The sequence below is a fragment of the Actibacterium sp. genome, assembly GCF_055134745.1.
In genome coordinates this window covers 1-20,096 of sequence record NZ_JBSRVX010000057.1, presented here as the reverse complement: position 1 = coordinate 20,096, position 20,096 = coordinate 1, and the positions used below count along the sequence as shown (strand labels likewise).

18 protein-coding genes and 2 tRNA genes are annotated in these 20,096 nt (G+C 62.3%); 11 read left to right on the top strand and 9 right to left on the bottom strand.

Features of this window, described 5'->3' with window-relative positions:
- Positions 1 to 12 precede the first annotated feature (12 nt).
- From ACTCHC_RS12625 to ACTCHC_RS12605, 5 genes are all read right to left on the bottom strand, one after another.
- On the bottom strand, positions 13 to 1,797 hold the full coding sequence (locus ACTCHC_RS12625; protein ID WP_463022856.1) for a peptidoglycan D,D-transpeptidase FtsI family protein: 1,785 nt from the start codon (positions 1,795 to 1,797) through the stop codon (positions 13 to 15).
- Complete coding sequence (gene ftsL, locus ACTCHC_RS12620; protein ID WP_463022855.1) at positions 1,794 to 2,141, bottom strand: cell division protein FtsL; 348 nt, start codon at positions 2,139 to 2,141, stop codon at positions 1,794 to 1,796. The genes ACTCHC_RS12625 and ftsL overlap by 4 nt, the downstream gene beginning before the upstream one ends.
- The gene (gene rsmH, locus ACTCHC_RS12615) at positions 2,142 to 3,146 is read right to left on the bottom strand and encodes a 16S rRNA (cytosine(1402)-N(4))-methyltransferase RsmH (RefSeq protein ID WP_463022854.1); all 1,005 of its coding nucleotides are present in this window, start codon (positions 3,144 to 3,146) and stop codon (positions 2,142 to 2,144) included.
- A 3-nt stretch (positions 3,147 to 3,149) separates the two neighbouring features.
- Positions 3,150 to 3,653, bottom strand: a complete 504-nt coding sequence (gene mraZ / locus ACTCHC_RS12610; RefSeq protein WP_463022853.1) for a division/cell wall cluster transcriptional repressor MraZ — start codon at positions 3,651 to 3,653, stop codon at positions 3,150 to 3,152.
- Positions 3,654 to 4,275: 622 nt separating this feature from the next.
- The gene (locus ACTCHC_RS12605; protein ID WP_463022852.1) at positions 4,276 to 5,355 is read right to left on the bottom strand and encodes an Mrp/NBP35 family ATP-binding protein; all 1,080 of its coding nucleotides are present in this window, start codon (positions 5,353 to 5,355) and stop codon (positions 4,276 to 4,278) included.
- 221 nt (positions 5,356 to 5,576) lie between these two features.
- Between ACTCHC_RS12605 and ACTCHC_RS12600 the strand changes: the two genes are divergently transcribed.
- The gene (locus ACTCHC_RS12600) at positions 5,577 to 5,792 is read left to right on the top strand and encodes a DUF1127 domain-containing protein (protein WP_463022851.1); all 216 of its coding nucleotides are present in this window, start codon (positions 5,577 to 5,579) and stop codon (positions 5,790 to 5,792) included.
- A gap of 464 nt (positions 5,793 to 6,256) precedes the next feature.
- Here the strand turns inward: ACTCHC_RS12600 and ACTCHC_RS12595 are convergent, their stop codons facing one another.
- Positions 6,257 to 8,611: an ATP-dependent helicase gene (locus tag ACTCHC_RS12595; protein WP_463022850.1), complete on the bottom strand. Its 2,355-nt coding sequence runs from the start codon at positions 8,609 to 8,611 to the stop codon at positions 6,257 to 6,259.
- A gap of 202 nt (positions 8,612 to 8,813) precedes the next feature.
- On the opposite strand from ACTCHC_RS12595, the gene ACTCHC_RS12590 reads away from it, so the two are divergent.
- The 3 genes from ACTCHC_RS12590 (at position 8,814) to ACTCHC_RS12580 (ending at position 13,327) form a co-directional block, all read left to right on the top strand.
- Positions 8,814 to 12,257, top strand: a complete 3,444-nt coding sequence (locus ACTCHC_RS12590; RefSeq protein ID WP_463022849.1) for a pyruvate carboxylase — start codon at positions 8,814 to 8,816, stop codon at positions 12,255 to 12,257.
- A 203-nt stretch (positions 12,258 to 12,460) separates the two neighbouring features.
- Positions 12,461 to 13,180, top strand: coding sequence for a TerC family protein (locus ACTCHC_RS12585; protein WP_463022848.1), 720 nt, complete (start codon positions 12,461 to 12,463; stop codon positions 13,178 to 13,180).
- 72 nt (positions 13,181 to 13,252) lie between these two features.
- Positions 13,253 to 13,327, top strand: a tRNA-Gly gene (locus tag ACTCHC_RS12580).
- 166 nt (positions 13,328 to 13,493) lie between these two features.
- Here the strand turns inward: ACTCHC_RS12580 and ACTCHC_RS12575 are convergent.
- Positions 13,494 to 13,577 (bottom strand) — tRNA-Leu (locus tag ACTCHC_RS12575).
- Between the two features lie 179 nt (positions 13,578 to 13,756).
- Between ACTCHC_RS12575 and lipB the strand changes: the two genes are divergently transcribed.
- The 6 genes from lipB to ACTCHC_RS12545 all read left to right on the top strand — a co-directional run bounded on the left by lipB (position 13,757) and on the right by ACTCHC_RS12545 (position 18,547).
- On the top strand, positions 13,757 to 14,404 hold the full coding sequence (gene lipB, locus ACTCHC_RS12570) for a lipoyl(octanoyl) transferase LipB (RefSeq protein ID WP_463022847.1): 648 nt from the start codon (positions 13,757 to 13,759) through the stop codon (positions 14,402 to 14,404).
- A 68-nt stretch (positions 14,405 to 14,472) separates the two neighbouring features.
- On the top strand, positions 14,473 to 14,832 hold the full coding sequence (locus tag ACTCHC_RS12565; protein WP_463022846.1) for a CidA/LrgA family protein: 360 nt from the start codon (positions 14,473 to 14,475) through the stop codon (positions 14,830 to 14,832).
- Positions 14,833 to 15,549: an LrgB family protein gene (locus ACTCHC_RS12560; RefSeq protein ID WP_463022845.1), complete on the top strand. Its 717-nt coding sequence runs from the start codon at positions 14,833 to 14,835 to the stop codon at positions 15,547 to 15,549.
- Between the two features lie 161 nt (positions 15,550 to 15,710).
- A complete protein-coding gene (ctaD, locus tag ACTCHC_RS12555; protein WP_463022844.1) occupies positions 15,711 to 17,387 on the top strand; it encodes a cytochrome c oxidase subunit I in 1,677 nt (558 codons plus the stop codon).
- A gap of 1 nt (position 17,388) precedes the next feature.
- On the top strand, positions 17,389 to 18,006 hold the full coding sequence (locus tag ACTCHC_RS12550; RefSeq protein ID WP_463022843.1) for a DUF2244 domain-containing protein: 618 nt from the start codon (positions 17,389 to 17,391) through the stop codon (positions 18,004 to 18,006).
- Between the two features lie 91 nt (positions 18,007 to 18,097).
- Complete coding sequence (locus ACTCHC_RS12545; RefSeq protein WP_463022842.1) at positions 18,098 to 18,547, top strand: DUF305 domain-containing protein; 450 nt, start codon at positions 18,098 to 18,100, stop codon at positions 18,545 to 18,547.
- On the opposite strand, the gene ACTCHC_RS12540 is transcribed toward ACTCHC_RS12545, so the two are convergent.
- Both ACTCHC_RS12540 and ACTCHC_RS12535 read right to left on the bottom strand, forming a co-directional pair.
- Entirely contained in the window at positions 18,548 to 18,730 is a 183-nt protein-coding gene (locus ACTCHC_RS12540) for a DUF3008 family protein (RefSeq protein ID WP_463022841.1), read from the bottom strand. It abuts the gene before it with no gap.
- Positions 18,731 to 18,953: 223 nt separating this feature from the next.
- On the bottom strand, positions 18,954 to 19,412 hold the full coding sequence (locus ACTCHC_RS12535) for a GatB/YqeY domain-containing protein (protein ID WP_463022840.1): 459 nt from the start codon (positions 19,410 to 19,412) through the stop codon (positions 18,954 to 18,956).
- 136 nt (positions 19,413 to 19,548) lie between these two features.
- Between ACTCHC_RS12535 and ACTCHC_RS12530 the strand changes: the two genes are divergently transcribed.
- On the top strand, positions 19,549 to 20,096 hold a 548-nt coding region (locus ACTCHC_RS12530; RefSeq protein ID WP_463022839.1), incomplete at its 3' end, for a carbamoyl-phosphate synthase domain-containing protein.

The following is a 20,096-nucleotide window of genomic DNA, read 5'->3' as shown; positions in this document are numbered from 1 at the left end:
CCCCGGCCCGCCCTAGTTACGTGCCAGTGTTACCCCGAAGCTGGGTTGGGGTTCAATCTCTGGCCGCAGGCCCAGCAGGGGCGCGGTGCGGCGGATGATCTCGGCCGCCACCGGCACGGCTGTCCAGCCCGCGGTGCGACGCGGTTCGGTGCCCGAGGTTTCCTCGGGTTCATCCAGCGTGACGACCAGCACATATTTCGGATCATAGGCCGGGAACATGCCGGCAAAGGTGGCGATCACCTTGTCATCGTAATAGCCACCGGTCGGCTTGGGCTTGTCGGCGGTGCCGGTCTTGCCCGCCACCGCATAACCCGGCACATCGCCGAAAGTCGCGGTGCCGCGCACCACCACCTGGCGCAACATATCGCGCAGCACTGCAGAGGTCTGTTCGGATATCACCCGCTGCCCGCCCGCCGGCCGGCCACCCGCCAGCAAGGTCGGCACCACCCGGGTGCCACCATTGGCAAGGGTCGCATAGGCCGCCGCCAGATGCAGCGGGCTGGCCGACATGCCATGGCCGTAAGAAATGGTCATTGTCGACAGCTCTGACCAGTTGGCGGGCACCTGCGGCTTGACGCCCGGCGCCTCGGTCAGTTCGATCGCGGTGGGTTCCAGCATACCCAGCTTGCCCAGGAAGGCGCGCTGACGTTCGGCACCGATCTGCTGCGCGATCCGGGCAGTGCCCACGTTCGAGCTTTTGACAATCACATCGGACACCGTCAGTTGCGGGCCGTAATTGTGAAAGTCGTTGATGCGGAACTTGCCCCAGCGCAGCGGCCCCTTGGTGTCGATCATCGTATTGGCGTTGACCAGCCGCTCTTCGATGGCCTGGCCCACGGTGAAAATCTTGAAGGTCGATCCCAGTTCATACAGCCCCTGCACCGCGCGATTGAACAGCGGGCTGTCGCCGGCATCGCCGCTGGTCAGCGGGCGCGGGCGGTCATTGGGATCGAAATCGGGCAGCGAGATGAGCGAAACCACCTCGCCTGTCTTCACATCCATCAGCACGGCAGAGGCGCCCTTGGCGTTCATCAGCCTCATGCCACCGTCCAGCACCTCGCGGGCCGCCGCCTGCACCGTCAGATCCAGCGACAGGCGCAGCGGTGCGCCGCCATTGGCCGGATCGCGCAGATAAGTGTCAAAGACACGTTCAACCCCGGCGATTCCGATCACTTCGGCGGAATTCACGTCTTCGCGTCCGAATCCGGTGCCACCCAGAACATGGGCGGCCAGCTTGCCGTTGGGATAAAGGCGCATCTCGCGCGGGCCGAACAACAGGCCCGGATCGCCGATATCATGCACCATCTGCCGCTGTTCAGGGCTGATCCGTTTCTTCAACCACAGGAATTTTCGCTTGCCGTTGAAATCCTCGGCCAGTTCGGCGGCATCCAGATCGGGGAATATCCGCGCCAGTTCCTGCGCGGCGCGGGTCTTGTCAACCATCAGCGGCGGCTGGGCATAGAGCGAATATGTCGCCAGGTTGGTGGCCAGAATCCGGCCGTTGCGGTCGGTGATATCCGCGCGCTGGTTGACGATGGCGGCCCCGGACGAGACAGCGGCGCGCGGCTCTTGCGGGTCCGAGGATGCCATCAGGCCCATCTGTGCGCCCACGGCCGAAAACGCGCAAAAGAACAACGCACCCAGAATCAGCAGCCGACCCTCGGCACGGGCGCGGGCCTTGTCACGCAGTTGTTCGTGACGCAGGCGCAGGTTTTCACGCACGATTGCCTCGGGGTTTTCACCACGGGCACGGGCGTCAAGAATACGGGCCAGCGGGCGCAGCGGCGTGCGGATCATGGGCGTGACTCCAGCTTGCCGACGACATCGACGGCATTGGTAACGGCGGGAAGATCGGGCAGCGGAAAGCTGACCTGCCGGATCAGCGCAAATTGCGCGGGCAGCATCGGCAACAGGCCCAAACGGTCGAAATTGAGCGCGGCCAGTTCGCGCAGGCGATCAGGGCGGTTCAGATAGGCCCATTCGGCGCGCAGCATCGCCAGTTCCTGGCGCATGTCGCCGATGTCACGCTGCAGCCTGTCGGCCTGCTTTATGGCCTGCTGGGTGCGAAAGTTTTCCTGATAGGCCCACCACGCCAGCCCCATCACCGTCAGTGCCGACAAGACATACAGCAAGCTGCGCATTCACATTCCCCCTGTCGTGACGATCGCGGGCAGCCCCAGCGCCGCGCGGTCGATATCTGTAATGGGTGCCCCGGTACGTTCGGCCACACGCAGATGCGCCGACCGCGCCCGTGGATTTTGGGCAATCTCGTCGTCGTCCGCCCCGACAGCGCGGCGCGACAACAGCCGAAACGTTGATTTTTCTTCTGTTATTTCAGGGGCATAACGATTTGCACGCCCTGCACCGCCCGACCGTGCCTGCATGAAACGCTTGACGATCCTGTCTTCGATCGAATGAAAGGTCACGACGGCCAGCTTGCCGCCGGGTTTCAGCGCCCGTTCCGCCGCCAGCAGGCCTTCCACCAATTCGCCCAGTTCATCGTTCACCGCAATGCGGATTGCCTGAAAACTGCGCGTGGCAGGGTGGCTTTGCCCGGGCTTCGGGCGTGGCAGGCAACGCTGGATCACCGCGACAAGATCGGCGGTGGTTTCAAAAGGCGTGGTCTTGCGGGTTTCGACGATCTGGCGCGCAATGCGGCGCGATGCACGCTCTTCCCCGTATTGATACAGGATATCGGCCAGAACGGATTCATCCGCCGTATTGACCAGATCGGCGGCCGAAGGGCCCGTGCCGCTCATTCGCATGTCGAGCGGGCCGTCTTTCATGAAGGAAAAGCCGCGATCAGCCTGATCGAGCTGCATGGAGGATACGCCAAGATCCAGCACCACGCCATCCAGCGGCGCATCGCAATAGGTATCCAATTTCGAAAACACGCCCTGAACCAGCTTCAGCTTGTCGCCATATCCGCTCGCCCATTCAGCCGCCAGAGCAAAAACAGACGGATCGCGATCGACCCCGATGACCCGTTCGGCACCCGCGTCAAGCAACCCGCGCGCATAGCCGCCGGCGCCGAATGTGCCATCCAGCCACACACCTGAAACCGGCGCGACTGCCGCCAGAAGCGGGCGCAGCAAGACGGGGATATGGGGGGCGGGATCGGCGGGCTGGCGGGCGGCTGCGGCCATCGCTCAGACGCCCCCCGCGCGGTCCAGCAGCGACAGCGGATCGAAATCATCCGGCTGTTCGTCCAACCAGGCCTCGGTCTTGGTCAGTTCCTCGGTATCGTATGTTTCGGGCTTCCAGATCTGGAACGTATCGCCCGAGGCGATGAAAAAGGCCTCGCCCTCCAGCCCGATCTTGTCGCGCAGCTTTTGCGGCAGAACAAGGCGGCCATCGGAATCAACCTCGGTGGGGAACGACTGGCCGTGGATCAGCCGCTCCAGCATCCGCCGCTCGATCGAGCCGCGCGGCATCGCGGCGATTTTCTGATCGACCTCGTCGATCGCTTCGATGGTAAAACATTCCAGGAATTTGCGGCGGTGGTCGCCATAGACGATCACCAGTTGCGGACGCAGGCCATCGGTCCAGTCGGGGTCGCCCGCCTCCAGCACACGGCGAAACAGGGCCGGGATCGAGACCCTACCCTTGGCATCCACCTTGTGGTGGCTTTCACCTCTGAACCTGCGCGCCACGGGCGACGCTCCTTTTGCCACTCGCCTAGATCGACCCGCGCCGGAAACGAAAACGGCGGATCGGGCTGCTGCCACTGCCCTATCCGCCGCCCTCGTCCCATCACTGGGTGTGTCCGACTGCGCATGCCACCTGGGGGGATGTCTGCTCGCTTGCGCGCCGGATCTTCATTTTCGGTGAAAGCGGGTGCCTGTATGAAACCTGACTTTTTGCCGTGTTCGGGGTTCTTGCCGCCCCTTTAAGCCCGTCCTCATCCGATGAACATGGGATGCCATGGGAATTCATGGAAATCAACAGGATTAATGCGATAACGGCACAAGATGCTGCGTTTCATGTCAACCGAATACAAGGTATTGATCAAGATCAAATCGTGAACATGATCTGCATATAGATGCCATCTACCCTTGAAGTTCTATATATAGACTGAAAATCCCTGCGAAATATTTCCCGCGAATTCCCATAAACCCCGACGATTCACATCAGATCGGCACCAGAATCAGCCGTCCGCCGCCCTGAATCGGGCCAGATCACGGAAATTCCCATGCTTTCACGCCACAGTGATTCGGATTTATCAGGTTGAAGGTACGCCCGCAGCGGGCAATCCCGTGAATTCCCGGCCGCTGATCAGGCCATGCCACCCGCGACCAGCCGCGCGGCCAAAGCGGCATAGGCATCTGCTGCCGGCCCGTCCCCCAGCGCAATTGGCGCGCCCGCATCGCCCGCCACACGCACATCCAGCGCCAGCGGCAGTTCGGCCAGAAACGGCAGGCCCAGCTTTTCCGCCTCGGCCCGCACGCCGCCATGTCCGAATATATGCGCCTCGTGCCCGCAATTGGGGCAGACATACATCGACATGTTCTCGATCAGGCCCAGAACCGGCGTTTTCAGCGTCTTGAACATGTCGATCGCCTTGCGCGCATCCAGCAGCGCCACGTCCTGCGGTGTGGACACGATCAGCGCGCCGGTGACATGGCTGCGCTGGCACAGCGTCATCTGCACATCGCCGGTGCCGGGCGGCAGATCGACGATCAGCACGTCCAGATCGCCCCAGGCCACCTGCCCCAGCATCTGTTGCAGCGCCCCCATCAGCATCGGCCCGCGCCAGATCACCGCCTTGTCGGGGTCCATCATCAGCCCGATCGACATCATCGTGACGCCATGCGCCTGCAAGGGGATGATCGTCTTGCCATCGGGCGCGGCGCCCGGGCGTTTGGTCACGCCCATCATGCGCGGCTGCGACGGCCCATAGATATCGGCATCCAGCAGCCCCACGCGCCGCCCCTGCCGGGCCAGCGCCACCGCCAGATTGGACGAGACCGTGGATTTGCCCACGCCGCCCTTGCCCGAGGCGACGGCGAGAATGCGATCCACCCCGGCAATACGCGCAGCCCCGCCCGGCGTCGGGTGACGCCCGATCTTCAGATTCGGCGCACCGCCCCCGGATGGCTGACCCGAAGCCTGATGTGCGGTCATCACCGCCGAAACACCCGCCACGCCCGGCAACCGCCCGACGGCCTGTTCTGCGGCACGGCGCACAGGCTCCATCGCCGCGGCGTCTTGCGGACCGGCGATTTCAATGACGAACCGCACCTGATCCTGCTCGATCTGCAAGGCGCGGATCATGTCGCGCGAGACAAGGTCGCCACCACCCGGAAGCGGAACGCCTGCAAGGCAGGCCAGAATAGTGTCGCGTTGCTGAGTCATGATAGCCTCCGGTTTTCGCGCCCATAAAAGGCGCAGCCACGCGCCAAGGGCAAGGGCCCTTGCCCGGCACCTGTAATGCACAGCGCGCAATATGTCAGCGGAACTTATGCAATTGCTGCATGGCAGCATTGTATATTCGGCCATTGTGCAAGCGCAGCATCGGCGTATGTTTGTCTCAACGGCGACACCAAAGTCGCCAACGAGCAAGGCAAGACGACACGATGGCACATACGCAAAGCATTCATTTTTCCCGCAACGGCATCGGCGCAGTACTGCGTCATGTGGTCGAAGCGGTCGAAAAAGCAACCGCGCGGGGCCGGGCTTACCGCCAGACCATGCGTGAGTTGAACGAATTGAGTGATCGTGATCTGGCGGATCTGCGCCTGACGCGGTCGATGATCAAACGGGTCGCCACCGAGGCGGCCGAAGCGAAATAAGGATTTGGTTCAGAAAACCCCTCCTCCTCCCTGGGTTTTCTGTAATTGCGGCGACATCTTCCTCCTCCCTGATGTCGCCGCCCTTTTATACCGGGGCACCAGCCCCAGACGAAATACGGCGGACTTCCTCCTCCTCCCTGAGGTCCGGCGTAACTAAGAGCGGCGGCATCTTCCTCCTCCCTGATGTCGTCGCCCCTTTTATTCCGGGGCGCATGCATTACATGCACCCCAACCAGATGCGACAGGCTTCCTCCTCCTCCCTGAGGCCTTTCGCTATAATGAACGGCGGCACCCTCCTCCTCCCTGGTGCCGCCGTTTTTTTATGTCTGCTTGGCAGGGATGTGCTGCGGCGGTGACAAGACCATCGCCAAGCCATGCACCAGGCACAGGGATACCCCCGGCAGCGCCGGATCGTTTTGAGAGTGACATTAAAAGAATAGTCCGGGCCGGTTGCGCGCAGCGGCCTAAAACGGCACGTCGCTGGCCTGATCGGCGGGGGTCACGAAACCGGCCACAACCTTTTTCGCTCCGGCCTTTTCGAATTCGATATCCAGCTTGTCGCCCTCGATCCCCATGACGATGCCATAGCCGAATTTCTGGTGAAACACCCGCGCGCCGGGGCGATAGCTGGCGCTGGCGCCTAGGTCGATCATCGCACCCTGCCCTGTTCGGGAACCGGCCTGGGTCTGGTTGCGCGATTGCAGACGCTTCCAGCCGGGCGAGCTGTAGACATCAGCCCGTGCCGCCCTGTCTTCGATTCCCGCCGCCATGCCCGCCGCGCCATATCCACCGCCATACAGCCCCGGCGGGGTCAGAACATCAACATGGGCTGGCGGCAATTCGTCAATAAAGCGCGACGGCAGTTGCGACTGCCACTGGCCGTAAACCCGCCGGTTGGCGGCAAAGGATATCGTGCACAACATGCGCGCGCGGGTGATCCCGACATAGGCCAGGCGGCGCTCCTCCTCCAGCCCTTTGACCCCGGATTCGTCCATCGACCGCTGGCTGGGGAACAGCCCGTCTTCCCAGCCGGGCAGGAACACGGCCTGAAATTCCAGCCCCTTGGCCGCGTGCAGTGTCATGATTGAAATCTTGGCCTCGGCCGTTTCGGTTTCGTTATCCATGATCAGCGCGACATGTTCCAAAAACCCCTGAAGGTTCTCGAACTGTTCCAGCGCCTTGACCAGTTCCTTGAGGTTTTCCAGCCGGCCCGGTGCCTCGGGCGATTTATCGGCCTGCCACATCGCGGTATAGCCCGACTCGTCCAGTATCACCTCTGCCAGTTCGACATGGTTCTGCGTGTTGTCCAGCGCCGCCCCGTGCCAGCGGCCCAGCGCCTCCAGAAGCCGGCGCAGTTCTGTCGCCCCCTTGCCACCCAGCAAGCCGGTTTCCAGGGCAATCTTCGCGCCCTCGATCAATGACACGCCGTTGTGCCGCGCGGTGGTTTGCAGGGTTTGCCGCGCCTTGTCACCCAGGCCCCGCTTGGGGGTGTTCATGATCCGCTCGAACGCCAGATCGTCCTCGGGGCTGACGGCGACGCGGAAATAGGCCATCGCATCGCGAATTTCCATCCGCTCATAGAACCGCGGTCCACCGATCACCCGGTACGGCAGGCCGATGGTCAGAAAACGGTCTTCGAACGCGCGCATCTGGTGGCTGGCGCGCACCAGAATCGCCATATCGTCGGGCGAAACAGGGTCCAGATGCCGGGTGCCACGTTCCAGCGCCTCTATCTCGTCGCCGATCCAGCGGGCTTCTTCCTCGCCATCCCAATGGCCGATCAGACGCAGTTGTTCGCCGTCCTGTTCTTCGGTCCACAGGGTCTTGCCCAGACGGTCGGCATTGGCCGAAATCACGCCAGAGGCGGCGGCCAGAATATGCGGGGTGCTGCGATAGTTCTGTTCCAGCCGCACGACCTTGGCCCCGGGGAAATCGGTTTCGAACCGCAGGATATTTCCCACCTCGGCCCCGCGCCAGCCATAGATCGACTGATCGTCATCGCCCACGCAGCATATATTCTTGTGCCCGCCCGCCAGCAGGCGCAGCCACAGATACTGCGCCACGTTGGTATCCTGATATTCGTCCACCAGGATAAACCGGAACCAGCGCTGATATTGCGCCAAAAGGTCGGGATGGGCCTGAAAAATCGTGACCACATGCAGCAAAAGATCGCCGAAATCGACCGCGTTCAACGTGCGCAGACGATCCTGATAGGCGGCATAGAGCGCCACCCCCAGCCCGTTAAAGGCAGACGCGTCGTCCACCGGCACCTTGTCCGGCGTCCAGGCGCGGTTTTTCCAGTTGTCGATGATCCCGGCCAGCATCCGCGCGGGCCAGCGCTTGTCGTCGATCCCTTCGGCGGCAATCAGCTGTTTCAGCAGCCTGATCTGGTCATCCGTATCCAGAATCGTGAAATTCGATTTCAGCCCGGCCAGTTCGGCATGGCGGCGCAGCAGTTTGGCCCCGATGGAATGAAACGTGCCCAGCCAAGGCATCCCCTCCACCGTCTGGCCCAATAGGCGCGCCACGCGATCCTTCAATTCGCGCGCGGCCTTGTTGGTGAAGGTCACGGCCAGAATTTCATGCGGCCGCGCCGTGCCGGTGTTCAAAAGATGCGCAATACGGGTGGTCAGCGCCTTGGTCTTGCCGGTGCCGGCCCCTGCCAGCATCAGAACCGGGCCATCCAGTGTTTCGACCGCTTCGCGCTGCGCGGGGTTCAGATCGTCCAGATAGGGCATGGGCCGCGCCGCCATCGCGCGCGCCGAAAGTGACTGGCGGGCGCCAGCCGCGAATGCCTCATCTTCATCGAACCTGCTCATGGGGGCAATCTAGACCGATCATGGATGAAGTTAAAGAAGTGTTCTTAAATTGTTCTACATCTTGCGATGAAATTTGTCGCCGTGGCAAATTTCTTTCCCTGCATCCGCTGGCCGCCCTTGCCGCGCGATGCGGCGAATTGCTACCACTTGAGGGCAATCCGCATCGACGCCACTATGCGTGAAATATCGCAGAGGAAGACAAATGCCCGATTTTCAGAAAATACTGATCGCCAATCGCGGCGAGATCGCCATTCGCGTCATGCGGGCAGCCAACGAGTTGGGAAAACGCACCGTCGCTGTCTATGCCGAGGAAGACAAGCTGTCCCTGCACAGGTTCAAGGCGGATGAGGCCTATCGAATCGGCGCCGGCCTGGGCCCGGTGGCGGCCTATCTGTCGATCCCCGAGATTATCCGCGTGGCGCGGATGTGCGGTGCCGATGCAATTCACCCGGGCTATGGCCTGCTGTCCGAAAACCCCGAATTCGTGGACGCCTGCACCGCCGCAGGGCTGGCATTCATCGGCCCGCGCGCGCAGACCATGCGCGAACTGGGCGACAAGGCCAGTGCACGAAAAGTGGCTATAGCCGCCGGCGTGCCGGTAATTCCCGCCACCGATGTGCTGGGCGATGACATGGATCTGATCGCGCAACAGGCGGCCGAGGTCGGCTATCCACTGATGCTGAAGGCCAGTTGGGGTGGTGGCGGGCGCGGGATGCGGCCGATCAACGGGCCGGGCGAACTGGCCGAAAAGCTGCGCGAAGGTCGGCGCGAGGCCGAGGCCGCCTTTGGCAATGGCGAGGGCTATCTGGAAAAGATGATCCTGCGCGCCCGCCATGTCGAGGTGCAGATTTTGGGCGACAGCCAGGGCAATATCTATCACCTGTGGGAACGCGATTGTTCGGTGCAGCGGCGCAACCAAAAGGTCGTGGAACGCGCCCCCGCCCCCTATCTGACACAGGCCCAGCGCGAACATCTGTGCGAAATGGGCAAGAAGATCTGCCAGCATGTGAATTACGAATGCGCCGGCACGGTCGAATTCCTGATGGATATGGACAATGATGAATATTACTTCATCGAGGTGAACCCCCGCGTGCAGGTCGAACATACCGTGACAGAAGAGGTCACAGGTATAGACATCGTGCGCGCCCAGATCCTGATTGCCGAAGGCAAGACCCTGGCCGAAGCCACCGGCATTGACAGCCAGGCGGGTGTCACCCTGTCGGGCCATGCCCTGCAATGCCGCATCACCACCGAAGACCCGCTGAATAATTTCATCCCCGATTATGGCCGCATCACCGCCTATCGCGGGGCCACCGGCATGGGGATACGGCTGGATGGCGGCACGGCCTATTCCGGGGCGGTGATCACGCGCTATTACGACAGCCTGCTGGAAAAGATCACCGCCTGGGCCCCCACGCCGCAGGCCGCGATCGCGCGGATGGATCGGGCGCTGCGCGAATTTCGTATCCGGGGCGTGGCGACCAATATCGCCTTTGTCGAAAACCTGCTGAAACATCCCAGTTTTCTGAACAACACCTATCACACCAAGTTCATCGACCAGACACCCGCGCTGTTCGATTTCAAACCCCGCCGCGACCGCGCGACCAAGATCCTGACCTATATCGCCGATATCACCGTCAACGGGCATCCTGAAACCATGGGCCGCCCCCGCCCCGCCGCAGAGCCGCGGGCGCTGCGCGCGCCCGGCCCGAACAATTCAGTGCCCGTATCCGGCACCCGCGACATTCTTCAGGCCGAGGGGCCCGAAGGCTTGGCACGCTGGATGTCGGCCCAGACCCGGCTGCTGATGACCGACACCACGATGCGCGACGGGCATCAGTCGCTGCTGGCCACCCGGATGCGATCAATCGACATGATCCGGGTTGCGCCCGCCTATGCCGCCAATCTGCCGGGGTTGTTCAGCGTCGAATGCTGGGGTGGGGCCACATTCGATGTGGCCTATCGCTTTCTGCAGGAATGCCCCTGGCAACGGTTGCGCGATCTGCGCGCGGCCCTGCCCAATGTGATGACCCAGATGCTGCTGCGCGGCTCGAACGGGGTGGGATATACCAATTACCCCGACAATGTGGTGCGCGAATTCGTCCGCCAGGCCGCCGAAACCGGGGTTGACGTGTTCCGCGTGTTCGACAGCCTGAACTGGGTCGAGAACATGCGCGTGGCGATGGATGCGGTGATCGACAGCGGCAAGGTCTGCGAAGGGGCGATCTGTTATACCGGCGATATCCTGGACCCCGACCGCGCCAAGTATGATCTGAAATATTACGTTGCCATGGGCCATCAGTTGAAGGCCGCCGGCGCGCATCTGCTTGGGCTCAAGGACATGGCCGGGCTGCTCAAGCCCAACGCGGCCAGCATCCTGATCCGCGCGCTGAAGCAGGAGGTCGGCCTGCCGATCCATTTCCACACCCATGACACCAGCGGCATCGCCGGCGCCACGGTTCTGGCCGCGGCCGAGGCCGGCGTTGATGCGGTGGATGCCGCGATGGATGCGTTTTCGGGCGGCACCTCGCAGCCCTGCCTGGGGTCGATCATCGAGGCCCTGCGCCACACGCCCCGTGATACCGGCCTGAATATCGGTGCGATCCGCGAAATCAGCACTTATTGGGAAGCGGTGCGCGCGCAATATGCGGCCTTCGAGGCCGGGCTGGAGGCCCCCGCATCCGAGGTCTACCTGCACGAGATGCCCGGCGGGCAGTTCACAAACCTGAAGGCGCAGGCGCGCAGCCTGGGGCTGGAGGACCGCTGGCACGAGGTTGCGCAGATGTATGCCGACGTGAACCGGATGTTCGGCGATATCGTCAAGGTCACGCCCAGTTCAAAGGTCGTGGGCGACATGGCGCTGATGATGGTGGCGCAGGGGCTGACGCGCGATCAGGTCGAAGACCCGGCGACCGATGTCGCCTTTCCCGACAGCGTGATCGACATGATGCGCGGCAATCTGGGCCAGCCTCCGGGCGGCTTTCCCGCCGGCATCGTGAAAAAGGTTCTCAAGGGCGAGGCGCCGAATACCAACCGCCCCGGCAAGCATCTGGCCCCCGTCGATCTGGCCTCCGCGCGCGCCGAGCTGAATGCAAAATTCGAGGATCAGAGCTTCGACAACGAAGACCTGAACGGATATCTGATGTATCCCAAGGTGTTCACCGATTACGCCGCGCGACACGAGATTTACGGCCCGGTGCGAACGCTGCCCACGCGCACCTTCTTTTATGGAATGGAACCGGGCGAGGAAATCACCGCCGAGATTGACCCCGGCAAGACGCTCGAAATCAGACTGCAGGCGGTGGGCGACACCAATGACGACGGCGATGCACGGGTGTTTTTCGAACTGAACGGCCAGCCGCGCGTGATCCGCGTGCCCGATCGCAGGGCCAAGGCCAGCGTGATCCGCCGCCCCAAGGCCGAGACCGGCAACCCCGCCCATATCGGCGCCCCCATGCCCGGCGTCGTGGCCACGGTGGCCGTCAGCCCCGGCATCGCCATCAAGCCGGGCGATCTGTTGCTGACGATCGAGGCCATGAAGATGGAAACCGGCATCCATGCCGAGCGCGCGGCGGTTGTCAAAGCCGTGCATGTTGCACCCGGCGCCCAGATCGACGCCAAGGATCTGCTGATCGAGCTGGAGTGATCGGCGGCCCTTCGGGCCAGGTCTTTTGGCGCGCCCTGCCGGGCGCGCATGCCTTCGGCGAGAGTATTTTCACCAAGGTGATATATATATGGGCTTTTTTCGCCTGGCGCATCGCCGCGCGATAGTGGCATCTGGTATTGGCCGTTGCAGGTGCTAGATGTGTGGCCCAGTGACACACTTCAACCTGACATCAAGGGCAAACCATGCTGCATTTCCTGACCGATCCCGCCGTTTGGGCGTCTTTCCTGACGCTGACCGCGCTTGAGATCATCCTGGGCGTCGATAACGTGATCTTCATCTCGATCGCGGCGCAGCGGTTGCCGCGTGAACAGCGCGCGCGGGCGCGCGTGATCGGATTGACCGGGGCGCTGGTGTTGCGGATCTTGCTGCTGTTTTCGATCACCTGGATCGTGTCGCTGTCCGAGCCCTTCATAACGGTGCTTGGGTTCGGGCTGTCCTGGCGCGATGTCATCTTGCTGATGGGGGGGCTGTTCCTGATCTGGAAGGCCTCGACCGAAATATTCGTCGAGGTGGAAGGCAACGGCCACAGCGAACGCAGCGTGAAGGCCGCCAGTTTCGGCGCGGTGATCTTTCAGATCATGCTGCTGGATCTGGTGTTTTCACTGGACAGCGTCATCACCGCCGTCGGCATTGCCGATCATGTCGAAGTAATGATCGCCGCCGTGGTGATTGCGATTCTGGTGATGATGGTTGCCGCCGAGCCCATCGGCGCCTTTGTCGAGGCGCATCCGTCCACCAAGATGCTGGCGCTGGCCTTTCTGGTGATGGTCGGCATGGCGCTGATCGCGGATGGATCGCATTTCCATATCGACCGGGGGTTCATCTATGCCGCCATGATCTTTGCCGGTGCGGTCGAGGCCCTGAACCTGTGGCGGGCCAAGCGCAACCGGCCCGAAGTATAAAAATCGCCCGGGGGGCAAAAAGCCCCTTGCGGATCACGGCCGAAGTTTATAGATCACCCCTCACCCAAGGATGCGGGCGTAGCTCAGGGGTAGAGCATAACCTTGCCAAGGTTAGGGTCGGGCGTTCGAATCGCCTCGCCCGCTCCAATTTAAAGCTGCCGGTGATGTAGCTTAGCAATGGATCGCTTCGGCGGTCCTTTTGCTTTTGTGGTATCATGCGCAACTGGCACGGCCTGTATTGGCCGCATCAAACGGCCAAAGGCCCTCGCGCGGCACATGCGGCGCGATCACCTTGATGTTGATTTCAGGAAATTGGTGCGGTCGAGAAGACTCGAACTTCCACGGGTTGCCCCACAGCGACCTCAACGCTGCGCGTCTACCATTCCGCCACGACCGCACGTGTCAGGTAGTGCGCGGCTTCTTAGCGGCTTGGCCGCATGATGTGAAGTGCTATTCTTGACCATCAGGCCCGGCATCGACGGGCGGCGCGCAAGGGGTGTTGCCAGACCTGCCTGCCCTGTGACAATGAAATATGCCGTCCGGCCCGGCGGCATTTCCCAGCGCGGAGCCTTCATCATGATCGACTGGCAGATCGCCCCCGGCCTGACCGCCTATCCCGACGCCCTGCGTTTCATGGAGACGCGGGCCGCCGATATCGCGGCCGAACATGCGCAAGAGCTGATCTGGCTGGTGGAACACCCCCCCCTTTATACCGCGGGCACCTCGGCGCGGCCCGCTGATCTGACCGACCCGGACCGGTTCCCGGTCTATGAGGCCGGACGCGGCGGACAGTATACCTATCACGGGCCGGGGCAGCGCGTCGTCTATGTGATGCTGAATGTCGGCGCGCGCGGGCGTGATGTGCGCCGTTTTGTCTGTCAGCTGGAAAACTGGGTGATCGCGACGCTGGCGGAATTCAATGTCACCGGCGAACGACGGGCGGGGCGGGTCGGCGTCTGGGTCGCGCGCCCCGACAAACCCGCCCTGCCCGATGGCAGCCCCCATGAAGACAAGATCGCCGCCATCGGCATCCGCCTGCGCAAATGGGTCAGCTTCCATGGCATATCAATCAATGTCGAACCGGATCTGTCGCATTTCGACGGAATCGTGCCCTGCGGCATTCGCGATCATGGCGTAACCAGCCTGGTCGATCTGGGCTTGCCGGTGACGATGGCGGATGTCGATGTCGCGCTACGTCGCACCTTTGCGCCCCATATGGAATAGCGCGCCCTTGACCCCGGCCCGCCCAGAGGGTCTGCTGGACGGGAACCGGGCGCAAGCGGGGATGGACCATGCTGAACGCGATCACGCTGATCTTCAGTTGCCAACTGGCGGGGGAACTGGTTGCCACCGCGCTTGGAATATCCATCCCCGGCCCGGTTATCGGCATGGTGGTCCTGTTCGCCATCCTGATGTGGCGCGGCGGCATCAGCCATGACCTTGGACAGGTTGCCGACGGGCTGTTGCGTCATATGTCGCTGCTGTTCGTGCCGGCCGGGGTCGGGGTGATGCTGCATTTCGGACTGCTGAAACATGAATGGCTGCCGATCAGCGTGGCGCTGGTTGTCAGCACGGTGCTGGCCGTTATCGTGACCGCACTGGTCATGACCGTGCTGGGCCGACACGGCCAATCCGGCGGGCGGGGTCGATAGATGCAGGATTTCACCGCCATCTGGGTCTATCTGAGCGCAAACCCGCTGATTCACCTGACACTGACCCTTCTGGCCTTTCAGGCCAGCACGGCCCTGCATCGCAAGACGGGCCTGAACCCGCTGCTGAATCCGGTGCTGATCACGGTCATCATCATGGTGACGATCCTTGTGGCGACCGGAACCAGCTATCAGCGTTACTTCGAGGGGGCGCAGTTCATCCATTTCCTGCTGGGGCCGGCGACGGTCGCGCTGGCGATCCCGCTGTATCGCCAGTTCGACAAGGTGCGCCGGTCGGCGGTGGCGATCCTGGCCAGCATCCTGGCCGGATCACTGACCGCGATCATATCCGCGCTGGCCATCGGCTATGTGCTGGATGGATCGCGCGATGTGCTGATCTCGCTGGCGTCGAAATCGGTGACGGCCCCGGTGGCGATGGGCATTTCCGAACAACTGGGCGGCTTGCCGTCGCTGACAGCGGTTCTGGTCATTCTGACCGGCATATTGGGTGCGATGCTGGGCCCGATTGCACTGAACGCCATCGGCATTCACGACTGGGCCAGCCGCGGCCTTGGCATGGGCACGGCCAGCCACGGCATCGGCACCGCGCGCGCATTGACGGTGAATGAAACCGCGGGCGCCTTTTCCGGGCTGGCCATGGGGCTGAACGCGCTGCTGACGGCCATATTGCTTCCATTGATCTTTCACCTGATCTTCTGATCCTCCGCGTCACAGCCCGCACGGCGGGACGCAGATTTTTCACCCCCGCGACATAACACAGCATTGCCCAGCCGCGCAGAGCGCATTAGAACGCGGTTTAGGAAAACGCGCGGAGGGTCCGTCAGGCCCCCGCCCTTGATAACAGGAACGGGAGGCACGATATGGCCGACGCCGCCATTCATGGCCATGACGGGCACAAAGACACCCGCGGGTTCTTCACCCGCTGGTTCATGTCCACCAATCACAAAGACATCGGGATTCTCTATCTCTTCACCGCCGGGGCCGTAGGCTTTGTTTCGGTGTTGTTCACCGTTTTGATGCGGATCGAACTGATGGAACCCGGCGTTCAGCACATGTGCATGGAGGGGCTGCATATCCTCGCGCAGACCGCCGACAACTGCACGCCCAACGGCCACCTTTGGAACGTGCTGATCACCGCGCATGGCATCCTGATGATGTTCTTCGTGGTGATTCCCGCGCTGTTCGGCGGCTTTGGCAACTTTTTCATGCCGCTGCAGATCGGCGCACCGGACATGGCGTTTCCGCGCCTGAACAACCTGTCCTACTGGATGTATGTCGCAGGCACCGCGCTGGCGGTTCTGTCGGTGTTCAGCCCGGGCGGCGATGGCCAGCTGGGCTCCGGTGTGGGCTGGGTCCTGTATCCCCCCCTGTCCACCAATGAAGGCGGCTATTCGATGGATCTGGCGATCTTCGCGGTGCACCTGTCGGGGGCCTCGTCGATCCTGGGCGCGATCAACATGATCACCACCTTCCTGAACATGCGCACGCCGGGCATGACCCTGCACAAGGTGCCGCTGTTTGCCTGGTCGATCTTCGTCACCGCCTGGCTGATCCTGCTGGCGCTGCCGGTTCTGGCCGGTGCCATCACCATGCTGCTGACCGACCGCAATTTCGGCACCACCTTCTTCCAGCCGGCTGGCGGCGGTGATCCGATCCTGTATCAGCACATCCTGTGGTTCTTCGGCCACCCCGAGGTGTATATCATCGTCCTGCCCGGGTTCGGCATCATCAGCCACGTGATCGCGACCTTCTCGAAAAAGCCGGTCTTTGGCTATCTTCCGATGGTCTATGCAATGGTCGCCATCGGGGTGCTGGGTTTCGTCGTCTGGGCGCACCACATGTATACGGTCGGCATGTCGCTGAACCAGCAAAGCTATTTCATGCTGGCCACGATGGTCATCGCGGTGCCCACGGGTGTGAAAGTGTTCAGCTGGATCGCCACGATGTGGGGCGGCTCGATCGAGTTCAAGACACCGATGCTGTTCGCCATCGGCTTCCTGTTCCTGTTCACCGTCGGTGGCGTGACCGGCATCGTGCTCAGCCAGGCCGCGATCGACCGGGCCATGCATGACACCTATTACGTGGTTGCCCACTTCCACTATGTGATGTCGCTGGGCGCGGTCTTCGCCATCTTCGCCGGGATGTATTTCTACATCGGCAAGATGTCGGGCCGCCAATACCCCGAATGGGCCGGCAAGCTGCACTTCTGGATGATGTTCATCGGCTCGAACCTGACCTTCTTCCCCCAGCACTTCCTGGGCCGTCAGGGCATGCCGCGCCGCTATATCGACTATCCCGAACAGTTCGCATACTGGAACTATATCTCCAGCATCGGTGCCTTTCTTGCCTTCGCGTCCTTTGTGTTTTTCATCGGCATCGTCTTCTATACGCTGCTGGCCGGGCGCCGCGTGACCGAAAACAACTATTGGAACGAATGGGCCGATACGCTGGAATGGACCGTGTCCAGCCCGCCGCCGGAACATACGTTCGAAACGCTGCCCAAACAGTCCGACTGGGACAAGGGCCACGCGCACTGACATGCCCTATGAATGGGTAAATCCTGCCACAGGGGCCCCGGATCATTCCGGGGCCCTTTCGCATCCGCCCCATCTTCTTGGCCGAAATACTCGCGGGGGGCGACCGGCATCGCCGGTCGGGGGGCGGCAGCCCCCGGCCCCGCCCGCAACGGGCGCGCCCAGTGCCGAACTGCACCTGTGGCCCTATCGTTCGCTGCCCAGACGGGGCTTTGTGGCCTTCATCGGCATCACATTCCTGCTGATCCTGCTGCCGCTGCTGGCGGCCTTGGGCACACCTGTGCTGTGGGGACTTTTGCCCTTCGTGCTGGGGGCGCTGGCGCTGATGTGGTATTTCCTGCAACGCTCCTATCGCGACGGCGAACTGCTGGAACAGCTATGCCTTTGGCCCGACCACATGACCCTGACCCGTCACAATCCGCGCGGCCCCACGCAGCACTGGCAGGCAAACCCCTATTGGGTAAGGGTCATGATCCACCCCAAAGGCGGGCCGGTTGAAAACTACCTGACCCTGCAAGGCGGTGATCGCGAGGTCGAACTGGGCGCCTTCCTGACGCCTGCCGAACGCGCCACATTGCGGGCCGAGGTGATGGCCGAACTGGCCCGCCTGCGCCAGGTCTAGACAAAAACGCCCCTTCCGCCCGCCCAGTCGGAACCGTGCCCGCCCGCGAACGTTGGGATCACAGCACAGATCGAACCACCAAGGGGGCAAGATGAACAGCTATACCAAATTCGCAGCGATGATCGCGACATCCACCATCATCATGCTGGGCCTGATGTATCTGAATACCTATGCCTTGGAGCACGTTTACTGGAGCGAAACCCGGCTCTTCATGGCGCTGATCATGGGTGCGACGATGGCCATCGTGATGATGCTGTTCATGTGGGGCATGTATCAGAATCGCGCGCTGAACGGCGCGGTGCTGGGGCTGGCCGTCGTCATCTTCGCGACGTCACTGTGGCTTGTGCGCAGCCAGACCACCATTCAGGATGTGGCCTGGATGAAGGCGATGATTCCCCACCACTCCATCGCGATTCTGACAAGTGAACGCGCCGAAATAAGCGATCCGCGCGTGCGGGAACTGGCAGACAGCATCATCGAAACGCAGCGCCGTGAAATCGCGCAGATGCAGGCCCTGATCACCGATCTGCAAGGGCGCTGATCATTCCTTATGCTCGGGCAGATCGTCGTGATCCGTCGCGGCAAGCTCTTCCAGTTCCTGCTCGGTCATGTCGTCATACATCTCTTTCGAGGCACCTTGCAGATCGCTGACCTTGGTCTTGCCCCGCTTGGCCGACAGGGCCGCCCCCGCCGCGCGTTGCTGTGCCTTTGATTGGGCTGGCATGATGGTTCCTTTCCGGTTGCAGACAGCCATAAAACCTGCCCGCCGCCCGAATGTTCCCCTTAACCCAACCGGAACCGATTGCGCAGCCCAAGGCCCGGCAGGAACAACAACACAAACCCGGCAACGTCTGAAAGCCGCACCGCCTTGCTGCCAGTCACACCATAACCAGTATCGACCTTGTCCGGGGGTCAGCTTTCGCAGGCGGGGCACACAAGCAGCGCGATCAGGCCAGCCGGTCCTTGACCATCGGCCCCACAGCGCCGAAATCCATCTGGCCGGTGAATTTGGCCTTCAGCGCCGCCATCACCTTGCCCATGTCGCGGATAGATCCCGCACCGGTTTCAGCGATGGCCCTGGCGATGGCGTCCTCGACCTCTTTTTCGGATAATTGCCGGGGCAGGAATTCCTCGATCACCGCGATCTCGGCGCGTTCGCGTTCGGCCAGATCCAGCCGGTTTCCCTCTTCATAGGCGCGCGCGCTTTCGTTGCGCTGCTTGACCATCCGGCCAAGGATTTGCAGAATCTCGGCATCGCCGACACCGTCTTCGGCCTCTTCGCCACGGCGGGCGATCTCCATGTCCTTGATTGCCGCATTGATCAGCCGCAGCGTCGAAAGCCGTTCGGCCTCCTTGCTTTTCATGGCGTCCTTCAAGGCGGACGCAATCCGTGTACGCATATCCATTTCGGCAGTCATCCCCATGATCCGAAGCCGGACCCTACCGCTTTGTGAATTCCCGTGCAACCTTACGCATCGCTTGGCCTTGAACCCGCGCGCGCGGGCGCATAGTGTCCGTTCGATCCACGAACAGGAGTCTTCCATGCCCGGCACTTCGCCCCGCCCCACCGCCTGCCTGACCCTGGCCGATGGAACCGTCTTTTACGGCCAAGGGTTCGGCGCCACCGGCATCACCGTGGCCGAGCTGTGTTTCAACACCGCGATGACAGGATATCAGGAAATCATGACCGACCCGTCTTATGCGGGGCAGGTCGTGACCTTCACCTTTCCCCATATCGGCAATGTCGGCGTGAACCCCGATGATGACGAAACCGCCGATCCCGTCGCGGCCGGCATGGTCGTGAAATGGGATCCGACCGAACCCAGCAACTGGCGCGCCGCCGAACATCTGACCACATGGCTGGAAAAGCGCGGCCGCATCGCCATCGGCGGCATCGACACCCGCCGCCTGACCCGCGCGATCCGCCAGCAGGGCGCACCGCATGTGGCGCTCGCCCATAACCCCGATGGCGTCTTCGACATCGAGGCGCTGGTGGCCCGCGCCCGTGCCTTTCCGGGGCTGAAGGGTCTGGATCTGGCCAAGGACGTGACCTGCGCGCAATCCTACCGCTGGGATGAGATGCGCTGGGC